Genomic DNA, 16,336 nt, shown 5'->3' on the forward strand with positions numbered 1-16,336 from the left:
GGTGCCGGCATGCAAGAGGAAGACACCGCCGCTGCGCAGCCGGGGCCTCGCCAGGGCCCGATATAGTGGCAGCGCATCCGGCCAGCCCGTGATCATCAACCGAGGGCGGCAGGGCCAGGGGAGGTCCCGGATCGGGACCGCAGGGGGCGCCGGCATCAGTCGGCCCGACAGCGCGTACGACGCAACACGGCGCGACCGGCGCCGCGGTGCGCGAGCGTGCCGCGGAGGAGGTTCGGTGTCGCGTCGGCCCGCTCGGGCGGAGCAACCACAGGCCCCCGGGGCCGCGGCAGAACCCTCCGCCGACCGGGTGCTGACCCTGCCGAATGTGATCAGCTTCCTGCGCCTGCTGGGCGTACCGCTGTTTCTGTACCTGTTCCTCGTCGCCCGCGCCGATGTGGCCGCGATCGTGGTGCTGGCCGTCGGCGGCACCAGCGACTGGGTGGACGGCTGGGTCGCCCGCCGGCTGCGGCAGGTCAGTCGCCTCGGTGAACTGCTCGACCCGCTCGCCGACCGGCTCTACATCCTCGCGACCCTGGTCGCCTTCACCGCCCGTGAGGTGGTGCCCTGGCAGTTCACCGCGGCCCTGCTGGCCCGGGAGGCGCTGCTGCTCGGTTCGCTGGCGGTGCTGCGTCGGCACGGCTACGGTCCGCCGCCGGTGCACTATGTCGGCAAGACCGCCACGTTCCTGCTGCTGGCGGCGTTTCCGGTGCTGCTGCTGGCCGCCGCGGTGCCGGTCACGACCGCGGTCGCCGGCGCGGTGGGCTGGGCCCTGGCCTGGTGGGGGCTGGTGCTCTACTGGGTGGCCGGGGCGCTCTACGTGATCCAGGCCCGCCAGTTGGTGCGGGCGGTACGCGGCCGAGGGGTGCCGGCATGAGTGACGAGCAGGGCGAGGGCCGGCGCGGCGGCCGGGGGTTCAGTCCGGACTTCCTCACCGAGTTGTTCCGCAGTCCGCTGGATCCGGGTTATGCGGACGCGGCGCTGCGGCGCGCGGAGCGGGGGCAGCCGGGGCGGGCGGGTTGGTCGGTGGGGCCGGTGAGCGTCGCGGTCGTCGTGCTGCTCGGTTTCCTGTTCGCCGTGGCGTACCGGCAGACCATGGCCGAGGAGCCGGGGCGGGCGCAGGCCCGGTCGGGGTTGGTGGCGCAGATCCAGCAGCGCGAGGATGAGACCGATGAGTTGTCCACCCGGGCCGACGCGTTGCGCGAGGAGGTCAACCGGCAGCGGGAGGCGGCGCTGGGCGGTTCGCACGCGGCGCGGCTGCGTAACCTGGAGGCCAGCACGGGCCTCGGGAAGGTGCGTGGCGACGGTGTGGTGGTGCGGCTGGCGGATGCGCCATCCGGTCAGCAACCGCTCAGTGGTGCCAATGTGGGGCCGTCGCAGGTGCTCTACAGCGATCTGCAGGGGGTGGCCAACGACCTGTGGGGAGCCGGGGCGGAGGCGATTGCGATCAACGGGCAGCGGTTGACGGCGACCTCGACGATCCGTAACGCGGGTCAGGCGATCCTGGTGGATTTCCGGCCGGTGACCGGGCCGTACGAGGTGTCGGCGATCGGTCCGGGTGCGATGCGTAAGCGGTATGAGGGCAGCCGGAGCGCGTTGACGATGCGCAAGGTCGCGCAGGACACGGGGCTGTCGTTCGAGGTGCGTGAGGCCGATGACCTCACCCTGCCGGCGGCGCCGGAGCCGCAGCTACGCTACGCGCAGCCTGCGGTGAGCGCCTCGCCGTCGGGTGCTGACGAGTTGTCCGGGTCGGGTTCGTCTCCCAGTCCCTCCGGAGGTGGTCGATGATCGCGGTGCTGGCGCTGCTGGCCGGTGTGTTGCTTGGTCTGTGGCTGGATCCCACGGTGCCCTCCGCGTTGCAGCCGTACCTGCCGATCGCGGTGGTGGCCGCGTTGGACGCGGTGTTCGGCGGGGTGCGGGCGAAGCTGGACCGGATCTTCGACGACAAGCAGTTCGTGGTGTCGTTCATCTCGAACGTGCTGGTGGCGGCGCTGATCGTGTATCTGGGTGACCAGCTGGGGGTGGGCGGGCAGTTGTCCACCGGGGTGGTGGTCGTGCTGGGTGTGCGCATCTTCGGCAATGTGGCGGCGATCCGTCGGCACCTGTTCCGGGCGTAGGTTTGTGGCGTGAGTGACGAGCACACCGAGACGGGTACGGGGTGGCCGCAGCCGGCGGGTCCGGCGCGGCCGGGCGGTCCGGCGGGTGAGCCGGATCCGCGGCCGGACGCGCCGGACCCGGACGAGTTGAGTCCGTTGTCGCCGCCGGAAGGTGACGAGTCGGCGGCCGGGTCCGGCTTTGTCGAACCGGCCGAGGGTGGGGTGGATGACGCGGCCGGGGCGGTGGGTGGGTCTTCCGCGTCGTCTGGGGGGTCGTGGCGGCGGTTCAGTCCGGCCGCGGGGATGATCGGTGTGTTGCTGGTGCTGCTGGGTTTCACGCTGGCGGTGCAGTTGAAGACCACGTCGACGGATCCGTCGATGGCGACCGCGCGGCAGGAGGATCTGGTTCGTATCCTCTACGACCTGGATGCGCGGGAGATGCGGCTGCGGCAGGACATCGCGGCGCTGGAGGAGAGCCAGCGGCAGTTGCGTTCGGGGGAGCAGGGTCGCCAGGCGGCGTTGGAGGAGGCGACCCGGCGGGCGGACGAGCTGGGGATCCTGGCGGGTACGTTGCCGGCGCGGGGGCCGGGCCTGGCGGTGCGGTTCGAGGCGGGGTCGAAGCCGATCTCGGCGATTCGGGTGCTGGACGCGGTGCAGGAGCTGCGGGGGGCTGGCGCGGAGGCGATGCAGATCTCCGGCGGTGATCGGGCGTCGGTGCGGATCGTGGCGTCGACGTACTTCCTGGACGGCCAGGATGGGGCGTCGTTGATCGTGGACGGGCGTCCGTTGACCGGGCCGTTCACGATCACGGTGATCGGGGACGCGGCGACGATGCGCACGGCGCTGAACATTCCGGGCGGGGTGGTCGCGGAGGTGGCGCGTGACGGCGGTAACGTGATCGTTGAGGATCGTGAGGTTGCCGAGGTTTCGGCGCTGCACGCGCCGAGCACGCTGGAACACGCCCGCCCGGTCAGTTAGGCCGAGTGTGGGGTCGGCACCGGTTGGTCCGGTGTCGCGACGGATGAGGACGCTTCTGGTGATTCCTGAGGGTCTGCGGTACACCGCTGAACACGAGTGGGTGGTTGCTGCCGAGGGTGGGGCCGTGCGGGTCGGTATCACCGATTTCGCGCAGGACGCTCTTGGTGATGTCGTGTATGTGCAGTTGCCGGAGTCGGGCGTGCAGGTCGCGGCCGGTGAGTCGTTGGGTGAGATCGAGTCGACCAAGAGCGTGTCGGAGATTTACGCTCCGGTGGGCGGTACGGTGTCGGCCCGTAACGAGGTGTTGACGGACACCCCGGAGGTGATCAATTCTGATCCGTACGGGTCGGGTTGGTTGGTGGAGATCGTTCCGGCGGATCCGGCGTCGCTGGACGCGTTGCTCGATGCGCAGGCGTACCGCGAGTTGACGGAGAGCTGAGCTTTTTTCCTGTGCCGGCGGTGGTGTGTGTGCCGCGCGTCCGGTTGCCCTGTTTTTCGGCGCTGGCTAGGCTCGCCCAGTCGACCGAGAACCCATTGTTGAGCGTCGCGGACAGCCTTTCGAGGCGTGGCAGAGCCAGCCGCCGGGTGGATGCGCCCGGCGGCCAGACCCGCCGTTTGCCGACGCCGACCGAAACAGATCCGTGAGGTGGTCCCATGACTCGCCCAGGCGACGAGTTCCCCCCGCTCGACGTCACGTCGACGCTTAATCTCGGTTCGCTCGACGAAGCGTTGGAGGGGCCGGATACCGATGTGGTGCCGAGCCGGATGTCCGGTTCGCTGCCGCCGGGTATGGCGCTGCTGGTGGTGCGTCGGGGTCCGAATGCGGGTGCGCGGTTCCTGCTGGATCACGATGTGACGACCAGTGGGCGGCATCCGGACAGTGACATTTTTCTCGATGACGTGACGGTGTCGCGTCGGCACGCCGAGTTTCACCGGGACGGTGGGACGTTCACGGTGCGGGACGTGGGCAGCCTGAACGGTACGTATGTGAATCGGGAGCGGGTCGAGGCGGCGACGCTGAGCAACGGCGACGAGGTGCAGATCGGCAAGTTCCGGGTGGTGTTCATCGCCGGTCCACGCCCGGAGGGGGAGGCCGGCCGGGGGTGAACGAGCCTGCGGCCTCCACGCCGTCCGGGGCGGGTCGTGCCCAGTCGTTGATGAGTATCGGCGAGGTGCTGGCGCATCTGCGGGCGGATTTTCCCGACGTGACGATTTCGAAGTTGCGGTTCCTTGAGGCTGAGGGTCTGGTGGAGCCGCAGCGGACGGCGGCGGGTTACCGGAAGTACGGCTGGGACGATGTGGCGCGGCTGCGGTTCGTGCTGACGGCGCAGCGGGATCAGTATCTGCCGTTGCGGGTGATTCGCGAGCAGTTGGCGCAGTGGGATGCCTCGGGTGAGGCACCGGAGCGGTCTCGGCCGGCGTTGGTGGCGGTGGGGCCTGATGGTGAGGTCCCGGGGCGTGCTGCGCCGGTGGAGTCTGCTCAGGTGCGCCTGGATCGGACGCAGTTGCTGGCGCGCAGTGGGCTGGATTCCTCGACGTTGGGGGAGTTGGAGCGGCTCGGGCTGGTGGTGTCGGATCCGCCGGGCTGGTACGACGGTGATGCGTTGATCATCGCGCGGGCGGTGGCGGGTCTGGCGGCGTACGGGTTCCAGCCGCGGCATTTGCGTGGCTATCGGACGGCGGCGGACCGGGAGGTCGGTTTGTTCGCGCAGTTGGTGGCGCCGTTGGCGCGGCAGAGTGATCCGGCGGCGCGGGCGCGGGCGGCGGAGGTGGCGCGGGAGTTGGTGTCTCTGTCGCAGCAGTTGCACGCGGCGTTGGTGCGGGTGGGGTTGCGGTCGACGCTGGGGCGGTGAGGCGTCGGATTGGGCTCCGGTCGGTGTGGTGGCGCGTGCCGTAGGCTTGATGGGGTATCCCCGGTCTTGGCGCGGGCGTCGGGTGCGGGAAGCGCATGGTACGGCCGTGTCGCGGTCCGTGTACCGTGCAGGGAAGGGCGCGGTGCGGCGCAGGTGACAACGACACGGAGGCGGCGGTGCGCGAGCTGAGCGTGGTCGGGGTTCGGGTGGAGTTGCCCAGTAACCAGCCGATCGTCCTGCTCAGGGAGGTCGAGGGTGACCGCTATCTGCCGATTTGGATCGGCGCGGTCGAGGCGACGGCGATCGCTTATGAGCAGCAGGGTGTCAAGCCGGCCCGGCCGTTGACTCACGATCTTCTGCGGGATGTGTTGGCGGCGTTGAAGGCGCCGTTGCGGGCGGTGGAGATCACCGAGCTGAAAGAGAATGTCTTCTTCGCTGATTTGTTGATCGGTGACGGGGTGCGGGTGTCGGCTCGGCCCAGTGATTCGATTGCGTTGGCGTTGCGGGTCGGTGCGCCGATTCGTTGTGCTGAGCAGGTCCTCACCGAGGCGGGGATCGTGATTCCCGATGAGCAGGAGGACGAGGTGGAGAAGTTCCGGGAGTTCCTGGAGCAGGTGCGGCCGGAGGATTTCGCCGGTTGAGTCGGCGGTGCGCCGGTTGTGGGGCCCTGTTTTCCGCTGGCTGTGACTCTCCGTGATGGTGATGATCATCGTTGTCGGTGCGCGGCGTGTCGCGATGGTTTCTCCGTGGTAACCCTGGTCGGCCGCTATAGGGTGACCGTGTCGAGGGGTGCGCGTCGGCGGAAACGACGTGTCACCGCACTGACGGGGAGGTTGTCCGGATGCACGAGCCGCGAGAATCCGATCGGGTCACCGGGCTGGACGAGTCGGGTGGTTTGCCCGGGTCGGCAACTGACGGTGACGGTGCGGTGGGATACCGGGGTGTGACGGCGTGCCATGCGGTAGGGATCAGCTACCGGCAGCTGGACTACTGGGCGCGTACGGCGTTGGTGGTGCCGAGTGTGCGGGACGCGTCGGGTTCGGGCACGCAGCGGTTGTACTCGTTTCGGGACCTGGTGGTGTTGAAGGTCGTGAAGCGGTTGTTGGACGCCGGGGTGTCGTTGCAGAACATCCGTAAGGCGATCGAGGCGTTGCGGTCGCGTGGGGTGGAGGATCTGGCGGGCATCACGTTGATCTCCGATGGGACGACGGTGTACGAGTGCCGTTCGCCGGAGGAGGTGGTCGACCTGTTGCAGGGTGGCCAGGGGGTGTTCGGCATCGCGATCGGCGGCGCGTTCAAGGAGATTCAGGGTTCGTTGTCGCATCTGCCGGCGGAGCCGGTGGTGTCGGAGCCGGAGTCGCGGGAGTTGCCGGTGGGCGACGAGTTGGCGGCGCGGCGGGCTCGCCGGCGGGCCGGCTGAGGCGGTTGCGGCCGGGAGTGACGTGCGGGTGTCGGGCCGTCGCCTTTTGAGGTTTTTCTCGGTCACCGAGTGTTGCTGTTTCTTGTGGTGCCGGGTCGGGTTCGGTCGGTTGTTCGGGCGTGGGGCTGCTGGCGCAGGTCAACCGGCGTGTCGGGGCACGGGGCGCGCGGCGGGGGTGGCTCTCGCGGGCCGCCGCCGATATCACGGCGGGTGAGTGTGGCGTCACGCTTGGGGTGTCCATTTGTCACTCTTCGTGGTTAATCATTGTCATGATTCCGATAGGCCGGCGCTGCCTGATCCGATCCGACACGCTATCGTCCGTCACGGTCTGCCGGATGTCGTCGGTATGTGCTCCGACGGCGCCGGTTGATCGACGCCCCTCCGCGCGGTGTCGCGCGTACCTGCTGTGGGAAGGAAACGACCGTGACGGTTGTCGAAGAGACCGCCCCCGCCTCACACTACGAGCGCATCGGTGGCGCCAGTGCGGTGAAGGCCGCTGTCGAGTTGTTCTACGAGCGGGTGCTGGCCGACCCGGAGTTGGCCGGCTACTTCGCCGAGGTGGAGATGGTGGGGCAGCGCCGGCACCTGGCGCAGATGCTGACGGTGGTGCTCGGTGGCCCGAACGGGTACACCGGCCGTGACCTGGCCGCGGCGCATCAGCCGCTGAACATCCCGGTGGCGCACTACGTCCAGGTGGGTCAGCATCTGACGGCGACGTTGACGCAGCTGGGGGTGCCGGGCGACATCATCACCGACGTGCAGGCGGTGCTGGCGCAGGTGCAGGGCCAGGTGGTGGCCGGCGGAGACCGGGCGGGCGCCTGAGAGTGGACGTTCCCCGGCTCAAGCAGAGTTGGTCCCTGGTCGCCGCGCACGGTGATCAGGTGGCGCTCTACTTCTACTCCACACTGTTTCTGGCCTATCCCGAGGTCCGGCAGATGTTCCCGACCAACATGGCGGGTCAGCGGGACCGGCTCGTCACCGCTCTCGGTCACATCGTGTCCAACGTGGATCAGATGGACCGCCTGGTCGGTTTCCTGCGGGACCTCGGCGCCGACCACCGTAAGTTCGCGGTGCGGGCGGAGCACTACCCGGCGGTCGGGGAGGCGTTGCTGGCGACGCTGCGGCATTTCCTCGGCGACCAGTGGACCGACGATCTGGCGCAGGACTGGACGGCGGCGTACGGGCTGGTGGCGAAGGTGATGACCGAGGCGGCGCAGGAGGCTGAGGCGGTGCACCCGCCGTGGTGGGTGGCCGAGATCATCGGCCACGAGCAGCGGGCCTTCGACGTGGCGGTGTTGACGTTGCGTCCGCAGTACCTGCTGCCGTTCACCGCCGGCCAGTCGATCGGGGTGTCGCATCCGGCGACGCGGGCGTGGCGGTACTACTCGCCGGCGAACGCGCCGCGGCAGGACGGCACGCTGGAGCTGCATGTGCGGGCGGCGCCCGGCGGCGCGGTGTCGTCGCGTCTGGTGTACGGGTGCGCGGTGGGCGACCAGCTTCATCTGGCGGCGCCGGTGGGCGACCGGTTGACGTTGTCACCGGCCGGGTCGGCGGACCTGCTGCTGCTGGCCTCGGGCACCGGCTTGGCGCCGTTGAAGGCGCTGGCGGAGCAGGTGGCCGCCGAGGGGGCGCAGCGGCGGGTCGACCTGTACGTGGGGGCGCGCTCCCGCAGCGAGTTCTACGACAGCGACGCGCTGGACAAGCTCGCCGCGTCGTACCCCTGGTTGACGGTGACCCGGGTCGTGGGGTTGGACACGACCCGGCCGGGGGAGTTCGTGCGCCCGGTGGACCGGGCGCTGGCCGACGGTGACTGGCGGTCCCGGCACGTGTTCATCTGTGGCTCCGACGACATGGTGTCGCATGCGGTGGCGACCCTGACCCGGTGCGGCTACCACCCGGGGCAGCTGCACCACGAGGGTCTGGGTCAGCACTGGTACGGCCCGGCCTGGCGGACGGCGGTGGACCGCCCCTCCGCCCTCGATGATCTCGGAGGTGCCCGGTGAGTGGACGGCGTAGCTCGAAGGGAGGGTCGGTGCGGTGAACGCGACCCCGATCAGCAGATACGACGGTGCGCAGGTGGCCGGCGGTGTGCAGGTGCGCATCACCGCCGACCGGGTCCGGCGGTGGGAGTTCGGGTCGACGTCGTTCGCGCGGCGCGGCTACGACCAGGCCGACGTGGATCGGTTCCGGATGCAGGTGGCCGACGAACTGGACCTGTTGGCGACGCAGGTGGCGAATCTGCGGGCGGAGAACGAGCGGCTGGGCGACCATGTGGAGCTGCACCGGCACGGGGTGATTCCCAGTTCGGGACAGGCGCCGAAGGTGCCCGCGGCGAAGGAGGTGAATCTGCTCTCGGCGGCGCAGCGGGAGGCCGAGCAGATCATCGCGCAGGCGCACGACTACGCGCGGCGGGTCGCCGAGTACGCCCGCACCCAGTACGAGAGTTATGTCCGGGCGGCGGTGGAGGAGGCCCGGCAGGAGGCGGAGCGGGCGGTGCAGGAGTACCGCGCGTCGGCCGGTGCGACGTTCGACGACGGGGTGGCCACACGTGAGGCGCTGCGGATCTACGGCGAGATGATGATCTCGCACATGCAGGCGGCGGCGCGGCATCTCGACGACGGCAGCACGCAGTTGGCCCGCGCGATGGAACGCATCACGGGGCCGGCGGTGGCCGTCGGCCCCGTGCCGCGCCACCAGCAGCGCTGACACCCGATGTGGTGAGGAAGGGCCCCCTGTCAACGCCTGGTGCGCGGCAGGGGGCCCTTCCTGACGTCGGGTTCGGGTCGGGCGGGGACGCTGGTAGCGTTGATCGCGCCGGTAGCACCCACGTGGGAGAGACCGCCTGGCGGTAGCCGGGACGGCGCCGAAGGGGCAAATCCTCCCCGGAACCTCTCAGGCAGAAGGACCGCGTCGGGGCAGGCACTGTGGAGCGCCCCCGCGGGTGCGACAGAGGGGGAGGGCCGACCTGTCGACCCCACCCCCGCAGGAGCGTCGCCCATGACCGCAGAGCAGTTCGCCGACCGGCACATCGGCCCCGGGCCGGACGAGGAACGCCGCATGCTCGACACCGTCGGGTACGCCTCGATCGACGAGTTGATGGACGCGGCGATTCCCGAGGTGATCCGCTGGCACGGCCGGTTAAACCTGCCGGAACCGGCCGGTGAGCGGGAGACCCTGGCCGAGTTGCGGGCCCTGGCCGCGCGCAACACCGTCGCCGTGTCGATGATCGGCCTGGGGTATCACGGCACGCACACCCCGGCGGTGATCCGCCGTAACGTGCTGGAGAATCCGGCCTGGTACACCGCGTACACGCCGTACCAGCCGGAGATCAGCCAGGGCCGGCTGGAGGCGTTGCTGAACTTCCAGACCATGGTGTCGGATCTGACCGGTCTGCCCACGGCGAACGCGTCGATGCTCGACGAGGGCACCGCGGCGGCGGAGGCGATGACTCTGGCGCGGCGGGCGTCGAAGAGCACGAGCCGGGTGTACGTCGTCGACGCGGACACCCTGCCGCAGACCATCGCGGTGATCCGCGGGCGGGCCGAGCCGCTCGGCATCGAGGTGCGGATGCTCGACGTGGACCGCGACGAGTTGCCGGCGCAGTTCTTCGGCCTGCACCTGCAGTACCCGGGGGCGTCGGGGGCGGTCCGCGACCACAGCCGGCTGGTGCAGGCCGCGCACACCGCCGGTGCCCTGGTCACCGTCGCGGCGGACCTGTTGGCGTTGACGTTGCTGCGTCCGCCCGGCGAGGTCGGTGCCGATATCGCCGCCGGCACCACCCAGCGGTTCGGGGTGCCGATGGGCTTCGGTGGGCCGCACGCCGGCTACCTGGCGGTGCGTTCGGGGTTGGAGCGGATGCTGCCCGGCCGGCTGGTCGGCGTGTCCCGCGACGCGGCCGGCGACCCGGCGTACCGGTTGGCGTTGCAGACCCGTGAGCAGCACATCCGGCGGGAGAAGGCGACCAGCAACATCTGCACCGCGCAGGTGTTGCTGGCGGTGATGGCCGGCATGTACGCGGTGTATCACGGCCCGCAGGGGCTGCGGGCGATCGCGGCGCGTACCCACGGCATGGCGGCGCGGCTCGCGGCGGGGTTGCGCGCCGGCGGTGTGACTGTCGCGGACGTGGCGTTCTTCGACACCGTCACCGCGACGGTGCCGACTCGGGCGGCCGACGTGGTCGCGGCGGCCGCGCGGCGCGGCGTCAACCTGCGGCTGGTCGACGCCGACCGGGTGGGGATCGCCTGCGACGAGACCACCACGGCCGCGCACCTGGCGGCGGTGTGGGCGGCGTTCGACGTGCCGTGCTTCGACGGCGAAGCGGCGGCCGGGCTGCCGGCCGCGTTGGCGCGTACGTCGGATTTCCTCACCCACCCGGTGTTCAGCGCCCACCGTTCGGAGACGGCGATGCTGCGGTATCTGCGGCGGCTGGCCGACGCCGACTACGCCCTGGACCGGGGCATGATTCCGCTCGGGTCGTGCACGATGAAGCTGAACGCCACCACCGAGATGGAGCCGATCAGCTGGGCGCAGTTCGCCCACATCCACCCGTTGGCCCCGGCGGAGCAGACCGCCGGCTACCGGGAGCTGATCGCCCAGTTGGAGGGGTGGTTGGCGGAGGTGACCGGCTACGACGCGGTCAGTGTGCAGCCCAACGCCGGCTCGCAGGGGGAACTGGCCGGGTTGCTGGCGATCCGCGCGTACCACCGCGAGCGGGGTGAGGGGCACCGGGACGTGTGTCTGATCCCGTCGTCGGCGCACGGCACCAACGCCGCCAGTGCGGTGATGGCCGGAATGCGGGTGGTCGTGGTGGGCTGCGACGACGACGGCAACGTCGACCTGGTCGGCCTCGACACGAAAATCGACCAGCATCGGGACGCCCTCGCCGCGATCATGGTGACGTATCCGTCGACGCACGGGGTGTACGAGACGGGCATCGCGTCGCTGTGCGCGAAGGTGCACGACGCCGGCGGCCAGGTGTACGTCGACGGGGCGAACCTCAACGCGCTGGTCGGGTTCGCCAAACCGGGCCGGTTCGGGGCGGACGTGTCGCATCTGAACCTGCACAAGACGTTCTGCATTCCGCACGGCGGCGGCGGGCCGGGGGTGGGTCCGGTGGCGGTGCGGGCGCACCTGGCGCCGTTCCTGCCCGGGGATCCGGCGGGCGCGCCGGTCGCCGGCCGGCCGGCGATCTCGGCGGCCCGGTACGGGTCGGCGGGGATCCTGCCGATTCCGTGGGCGTACCTGCGGATGATGGGCGCCGATGGGCTGACCCGGGCCACCGGGGTGGCGGTGCTGGCGGCCAACTATGTGGCGGCGCGGCTGCGGCCGCACTTCCCGGTGCTGTACGCGGGCAACAAGGGCCTGGTGGCCCACGAGTGCGTGCTGGACCTGCGGCCGTTGACGAAGGCGACCGGGGTGAGTGTGGACGACGTGGCCAAGCGGCTGATCGACTACGGCTTCCACGCGCCGACGATGTCGTTTCCGGTGGCGGGGACGTTGATGGTGGAGCCGACCGAGAGTGAGGACCTGGCCGAGTTGGACCGGTTCTGCGACGCGATGATCGCCATCCGGGCGGAGATCGACAAGGTGGGTTCGGGCCAGTGGCCGGCCGGGGACAATCCCCTCGCGAACGCGCCGCACACGGCGGCGATGCTCGCCGGTGACCAGTGGCCGCACCCGTACCCGCGGTCGGTGGGTGGCTACCCGCCGGGCGTGCGGCGGGCGGGGAAGTACTGGCCGCCGGTGCGCCGGGTCGACGGCGGGTACGGTGACCGGAACCTGGTGTGCTCGTGTCCGGCGCCGCAGGCGTACGAGAGTTGACGGGACGTCGGGCACCGCGTCGACCTGGGCGTCAGCCCCGCCAGGGCGGGGACTAGCCTGGGCGGCGCGGGAACATTCGTGATCGTGTCAGGCGGCGAGGGCGTGTCGGGCGGGGCCACGGTGCGGTGCGATGCTGCTGCCGTCGGGCAACAGTTCGCCGGTGTCCTCGAAAACGATGACCCCGTTGCAGAGCAGGCTCCAGCCCTGCTCAGGGAAGCAGGCGATGACCCTGGCTGCTTCCCGATCGGTGGCTTCGGCGGAGGGGCAGGTGGGTTGATGCTGGCACATCGGGTTCTCCGGACTGTGGGGGCACTGTGTCATGGTTCACATGACCAGTGACGCACAGTACCAAGCGTACGCGCGCCGCATCGAGCAGGTATCCGTGTGGTATGTCGGAAATCCGCTGAACGGATGACCAGGAACCGCCCAAACGGCGTGGAAGCGCTCCCACGCGTGGGGGTCGATCCCCCCGCGACACCCCCCGCCTGCCGCGGCCGCCTCACCGAACACGCCCGCTGGCAATGGCGCCCCGCCGACGGCGGCGACCCCGCCGCACTCACCGAAGCGTTCCTCGCCGCCCACGGCCTACCCCTGCACGACCTGGCCCGCCCCGCCACCCACCACCCCGACGGCATCTGCGGCGCCGCCCTCTACCTCTCCGCCGCCGCCGGCGCCCTGCTCACCAACGCCGCCCCCGGCCCGGCCAACCCCGCCGACCTACCCGAAGTCGCCGTCGTCGTCTACCGCCACACCGACCCCCCACCCCCGCCGCACCACCCACCACCACCCTGGTGGCACAGCCGGTGGACAGAAAGCTGGAGCCCCCGCCAACACGCCGACGCCGTCACCACCGTCCGCGACGCCATCGGCCGCGGCGACGTCTACCAGGTCAACCTCGTCGGCCACGCCGCCGCCACCTACACCGGCGACCCCCTGCCAGCCCTCGCCCGCCTCGCCCGCCTACCCGGCGCCCGCTACGGCGGCGTACTCGCCGGCACCGGCTGGGCCATCGGCTGCGCCAGCCCCGAAACCCTCATCGAACTACGCCACGGCACCCTCACCACCCGCCCCATCAAAGGCACCCGCCCGGCCACCGCCGCCGGCCGCGCCGACCTGCTCACCTCCGCCAAGGAACGCGCCGAACACATCATGATCGTCGACCTGGAACGCAACGACCTGGCCCGCGTCGCCCGCACCGGCAGCGTCCGCGTCGACGACCTGTTCGCCGTACGCCGCTGGTGCGACCTGTGGCAGGCCGAATCCACCATCCGCGCCCACATCGCCGACGGCCTCGGCCTGGCCGACCTGCTCCGCGCCGTCTGCCCCGGCGGATCCGTCACCGGCGCACCGAAACTCGCCGCCCTGAACCACATCGCCACCTGCGAACCCGTCGGCCGCGGCGCCAGCATGGGCGCCCTCGGCTGGATCGGCCCCGACCACCTCGACCTCGGCCTCACCATCCGCACCGCCGCCGTGGACACCACCACCCTGCACGTATGGGCCGGCGGCGGCATCACCTGGGACAGCGACCCCCACGCCGAAGTCGCCGAAGCCGCCGCCAAAACCGCCCCCGTCCGCGCCGCCCTCGCCCCGACCGCACCCCACACCCACGACCGATAACCTTGCCGCCATGACGATGCGCGACATCCGAACCATCGGCGACCCGGTACTGCGCACCCCCTGCGAGCCCATCACCAGCTTCGACACCGAACTACGCGCCCTGGTCACCGACCTGATGGACACCCTGCTCGGCGCACCCGGCCGCGCCGGCGTCGCCGCACCCCAGATCGGCGTCAGCGCCCAAGTCTTCGTCTACGACGCCGACGGCCACCGCGGCCACCTGATCAACCCCACACTGGAACTGTCCACCGAACTCCACACCGACGACGAAGGCTGCCTGTCCATCCCCGGCCTGTACTTCCCCACCCCCCGCGCCCTGCACGCCACCGCCCACGGCTTCGACCAGAACGGCGAACCACTGACCATCACCGGCAGCGGATTCCTCGCCCGCGCCCTGCAACACGAAACCGACCACCTGCTCGGCCGCCTGTACGTCGACACCCTGCGCGGAGACACCCGCCGCCGCGCCCTACGCGAAATCCGCGCCGGCCGCTTCGACTCACCCCGCCACACCTGACCCGCCGACACACCCCGGCCGGTTCCACCGCCGCCAGCGCCCCGGATCGGTCAACGCCATCCTGTGATGCGGCCCGGCCGACACCACCCGCAACGATCCACCCAGCGCCGCCTCCGAGCCGGGGGACAGGTGCGCATGCAACCCGCCGGCAACAGCGGATCCCGACCCAGCAACCCCGCCAGAACCCCACGGTCGTGCGCACCGACACCCGCCGATGATCACACGTCGGCAACCGGCAGCCTCACCCGGCCAGCCACTGGTCGTAGCCGAGCTTGCCCACCAGAGCGAACACCACCACCAGCAGCACCACCCGCACAAACCCCGACCCGCGCCGCAACGCCATCCGCGCCCCCACCATCGCCCCGACGATGTTGCACACCGCCATCGCCGCCCCCAACAACCACCACACGTGCCCCGTCACCGCGAACACCACCAACGCACCCGCGTTCGTGCCCGCGTTGATCACCTTCGCCATCGCCGAACCGTGCAGGAAATCCGCACCCAGCAACGCCGTGAACGCCACCACCAGAAAGGTGCCCGTCCCGGGCCCGATCAACCCGTCGTAGGTGGCGATGCCCACCCCCGCCACCAACACCGCCACCACCACCCGCACCCGGGTCCGCCGCTGCGGCACCGCCACCGTGCCCAACCGTGGCCGCAACACCACGAACAACGCCACCGACACCAGCACCACCAGCACCACCGGCCGGTACGCCTCCGGCGGCACCGCACCCGCCAACGCCGCACCCAACCCCGCGCAGACCACCGCCAACACCGCCGCCGGCCCCACCACCGCCCAGTCCAACTTCGTACGGCGGGCGTACGTCACCGCCGCAGTCGAGGTACCCGCGATCGCCGCCAACTTGTTCGTCCCCAACGCGGTGGCCGGCGGCATCCCCGGCACCGCCACCAACAACGCCGGCAACAACAGCAACCCACCACCACCCACCACAGCGTCCACCCAACCGGCCAGGGCAGCAGCGGTGAGCAGGGTCGCGAAGGTCACCGGATCAAGTTCCACGGGCGGCAATTCTTCCCACCCCGCCCCGCCCGACGCGGCCCGCTGTGGCCAGCCTCACCGGCCACCCACCAGGGGTCACCCGCCGCCACGGCGCCGCACCCACACCCCCACCGCGCCCACCGCCACGAAAAGCAACATGGAACAGAACAACGCCCGCAGCATCGGGTAACTGTCCCACGAGCGTCGTTAAGGTGACACCGTGCGCCTGGCCACGTTCAACCTGCTGCACGGCCGGTCCCTGACCGACGGCCAGGTCGACCCCGCCCGACTCACCGCCGCCGTGGCCGCACTCGACGCCGACGTGCTCGCCCTACAGGAAGTCGACCGCGACCAGTCCCGCAGCGGCAACCTCGACCTCACCGCCGTCGCCGCCCAAGCCCTGCACGCCACCGAACACCGCTTCGCCGCCGCCGTCGTCGGCACCCCCGGCGAGACCTTCCGCCCCCTGACCCACGACGACGACGGCCACGGCGAACCCTGCTACGGCATCGGCCTGATCACCCGCCACCCCGTCACCGCCTGGCGCGTCACCCGACTGCGACCCGCCCCGGTACGCTCCCCGGTCTACGTACCCGGCCCCCGCGGCGGACTCGTGCTGCTACGCGACGAACCCCGCGTCGTCCTCGCCGCCGTCCTGGACACCCCACACGGCCCGATCACCGTCGCCGCCACCCACCTGTCCTTCGTCCCCGGCTGGAACGCCCACCAACTGCGCCAGGTCGTCCGCGCCCTCCGGCAGCTGCCCGCACCCCGCATCCTGCTCGGCGACCTCAACCTGCCCGCCTGGGCCGCCCGCGCGATCTCCGGCTGGCGGCTGCTCGGCCGCCGACCCACCTACCCGGCCGGACAACCCCGCGTGCAACTCGACCACGCCCTCGCCGACCGGCAGGGCTTCGACCAGCTACCACCGGTCACCGCTGTACGGACCCCCCTGTCGACCATCTCCGACCACCGGCCCCTGCTGGTCGACCTCGGCTGAGTAGAGGTGTGCCCAGATACGCACTGAATCAAGCT

The 16,336-nt window shown here is 70.8% G+C and carries 18 protein-coding genes and 1 riboswitch; of the genes, 16 read left to right on the forward strand and 2 right to left on the reverse strand.

Annotation, left to right across the window (positions count from 1 at the left end; genetic code table 11):
* The first annotated feature begins 235 nt into the window (after window positions 1-235).
* The 13 genes from clsA (at window position 236) to gcvP (ending at window position 12,164) form a co-directional block, all read left to right on the forward strand.
* Window positions 236-874: a cardiolipin synthase ClsA gene (gene clsA / locus Vqi01_RS25310; protein WP_204037354.1), complete on the forward strand. Its 639-nt coding sequence runs from the start codon at window positions 236-238 to the stop codon at window positions 872-874.
* The gene (locus tag Vqi01_RS25315; RefSeq protein ID WP_204037355.1) at window positions 871-1,785 is read left to right on the forward strand and encodes a DUF881 domain-containing protein; all 915 of its coding nucleotides are present in this window, start codon (window positions 871-873) and stop codon (window positions 1,783-1,785) included. Before clsA ends, Vqi01_RS25315 begins: the two co-directional genes overlap by 4 nt.
* Window positions 1,782-2,114 (forward strand): small basic family protein, encoded by a 333-nt coding sequence (locus Vqi01_RS25320; protein WP_189040542.1) that lies wholly within the window; start codon window positions 1,782-1,784, stop codon window positions 2,112-2,114. Before Vqi01_RS25315 ends, Vqi01_RS25320 begins: the two co-directional genes overlap by 4 nt.
* 9 nt (window positions 2,115-2,123) lie before the next feature.
* Entirely contained in the window at window positions 2,124-3,071 is a 948-nt protein-coding gene (locus tag Vqi01_RS25325) for a DUF881 domain-containing protein (RefSeq protein WP_204037356.1), read from the forward strand.
* A 58-nt stretch (window positions 3,072-3,129) separates the two neighbouring features.
* Window positions 3,130-3,510 carry a glycine cleavage system protein GcvH gene (gene gcvH, locus Vqi01_RS25330; protein WP_204037357.1) on the forward strand — a complete coding sequence of 127 codons (381 nt, stop codon included), beginning with the start codon at window positions 3,130-3,132 and terminating at the stop codon, window positions 3,508-3,510.
* 215 nt (window positions 3,511-3,725) lie between these two features.
* On the forward strand, window positions 3,726-4,178 hold the full coding sequence (gene odhI, locus Vqi01_RS25335) for an oxoglutarate dehydrogenase inhibitor Odhl (protein ID WP_189040545.1): 453 nt from the start codon (window positions 3,726-3,728) through the stop codon (window positions 4,176-4,178).
* A 50-nt stretch (window positions 4,179-4,228) separates the two neighbouring features.
* On the forward strand, window positions 4,229-4,924 hold the full coding sequence (ftsR, locus tag Vqi01_RS25340) for a transcriptional regulator FtsR (RefSeq protein ID WP_204037369.1): 696 nt from the start codon (window positions 4,229-4,231) through the stop codon (window positions 4,922-4,924).
* Between the two features lie 176 nt (window positions 4,925-5,100).
* Entirely contained in the window at window positions 5,101-5,565 is a 465-nt protein-coding gene (locus Vqi01_RS25345) for a bifunctional nuclease family protein (RefSeq protein ID WP_204037358.1), read from the forward strand.
* Window positions 5,566-5,765: 200 nt separating this feature from the next.
* Window positions 5,766-6,344 (forward strand): MerR family transcriptional regulator, encoded by a 579-nt coding sequence (locus Vqi01_RS25350; protein ID WP_204037359.1) that lies wholly within the window; start codon window positions 5,766-5,768, stop codon window positions 6,342-6,344.
* Between the two features lie 423 nt (window positions 6,345-6,767).
* On the forward strand, window positions 6,768-7,166 hold the full coding sequence (locus Vqi01_RS25355; RefSeq protein WP_204037360.1) for a group I truncated hemoglobin: 399 nt from the start codon (window positions 6,768-6,770) through the stop codon (window positions 7,164-7,166).
* Window positions 7,167-7,168: 2 nt separating this feature from the next.
* Window positions 7,169-8,347 carry a globin domain-containing protein gene (locus Vqi01_RS25360; RefSeq protein ID WP_204037361.1) on the forward strand — a complete coding sequence of 393 codons (1,179 nt, stop codon included), beginning with the start codon at window positions 7,169-7,171 and terminating at the stop codon, window positions 8,345-8,347.
* 34 nt (window positions 8,348-8,381) lie between these two features.
* Window positions 8,382-9,050 (forward strand): DivIVA domain-containing protein, encoded by a 669-nt coding sequence (locus Vqi01_RS25365; protein ID WP_204037362.1) that lies wholly within the window; start codon window positions 8,382-8,384, stop codon window positions 9,048-9,050.
* A gap of 113 nt (window positions 9,051-9,163) precedes the next feature.
* A riboswitch (glycine riboswitch) is annotated at window positions 9,164-9,262 on the forward strand.
* Window positions 9,263-9,341: 79 nt separating this feature from the next.
* Window positions 9,342-12,164, forward strand: a complete 2,823-nt coding sequence (gene gcvP, locus Vqi01_RS25370) for an aminomethyl-transferring glycine dehydrogenase (RefSeq protein WP_204037363.1) — start codon at window positions 9,342-9,344, stop codon at window positions 12,162-12,164.
* A gap of 87 nt (window positions 12,165-12,251) precedes the next feature.
* Here gcvP and Vqi01_RS25375 read toward each other — a convergent pair whose 3' ends face one another.
* Window positions 12,252-12,452, reverse strand: a complete 201-nt coding sequence (locus Vqi01_RS25375; RefSeq protein WP_111220134.1) for a DUF5999 family protein — start codon at window positions 12,450-12,452, stop codon at window positions 12,252-12,254.
* Between the two features lie 123 nt (window positions 12,453-12,575).
* Here Vqi01_RS25375 and Vqi01_RS25380 point away from each other — a divergent pair, with 123 nt between their 5' ends.
* A complete protein-coding gene (locus Vqi01_RS25380; protein ID WP_372444428.1) occupies window positions 12,576-13,784 on the forward strand; it encodes a chorismate-binding protein in 1,209 nt (402 codons plus the stop codon).
* 10 nt (window positions 13,785-13,794) lie between these two features.
* Window positions 13,795-14,301, forward strand: a complete 507-nt coding sequence (gene def / locus Vqi01_RS25385; RefSeq protein WP_204037365.1) for a peptide deformylase — start codon at window positions 13,795-13,797, stop codon at window positions 14,299-14,301.
* 241 nt (window positions 14,302-14,542) lie between these two features.
* Here def and Vqi01_RS25390 read toward each other — a convergent pair whose 3' ends face one another.
* Window positions 14,543-15,307, reverse strand: a complete 765-nt coding sequence (locus tag Vqi01_RS25390; protein WP_275408847.1) for a sulfite exporter TauE/SafE family protein — start codon at window positions 15,305-15,307, stop codon at window positions 14,543-14,545.
* A gap of 214 nt (window positions 15,308-15,521) precedes the next feature.
* Here Vqi01_RS25390 and Vqi01_RS25395 point away from each other — a divergent pair, with 214 nt between their 5' ends.
* Window positions 15,522-16,301, forward strand: a complete 780-nt coding sequence (locus tag Vqi01_RS25395; RefSeq protein WP_204037367.1) for an endonuclease/exonuclease/phosphatase family protein — start codon at window positions 15,522-15,524, stop codon at window positions 16,299-16,301.
* Window positions 16,302-16,336 lie beyond the last annotated feature (35 nt).

Origin of the sequence: Micromonospora qiuiae (assembly GCF_016863555.1) — a bacterium.
Lineage (GTDB): Bacteria > Actinomycetota > Actinomycetes > Mycobacteriales > Micromonosporaceae > Micromonospora > Micromonospora qiuiae.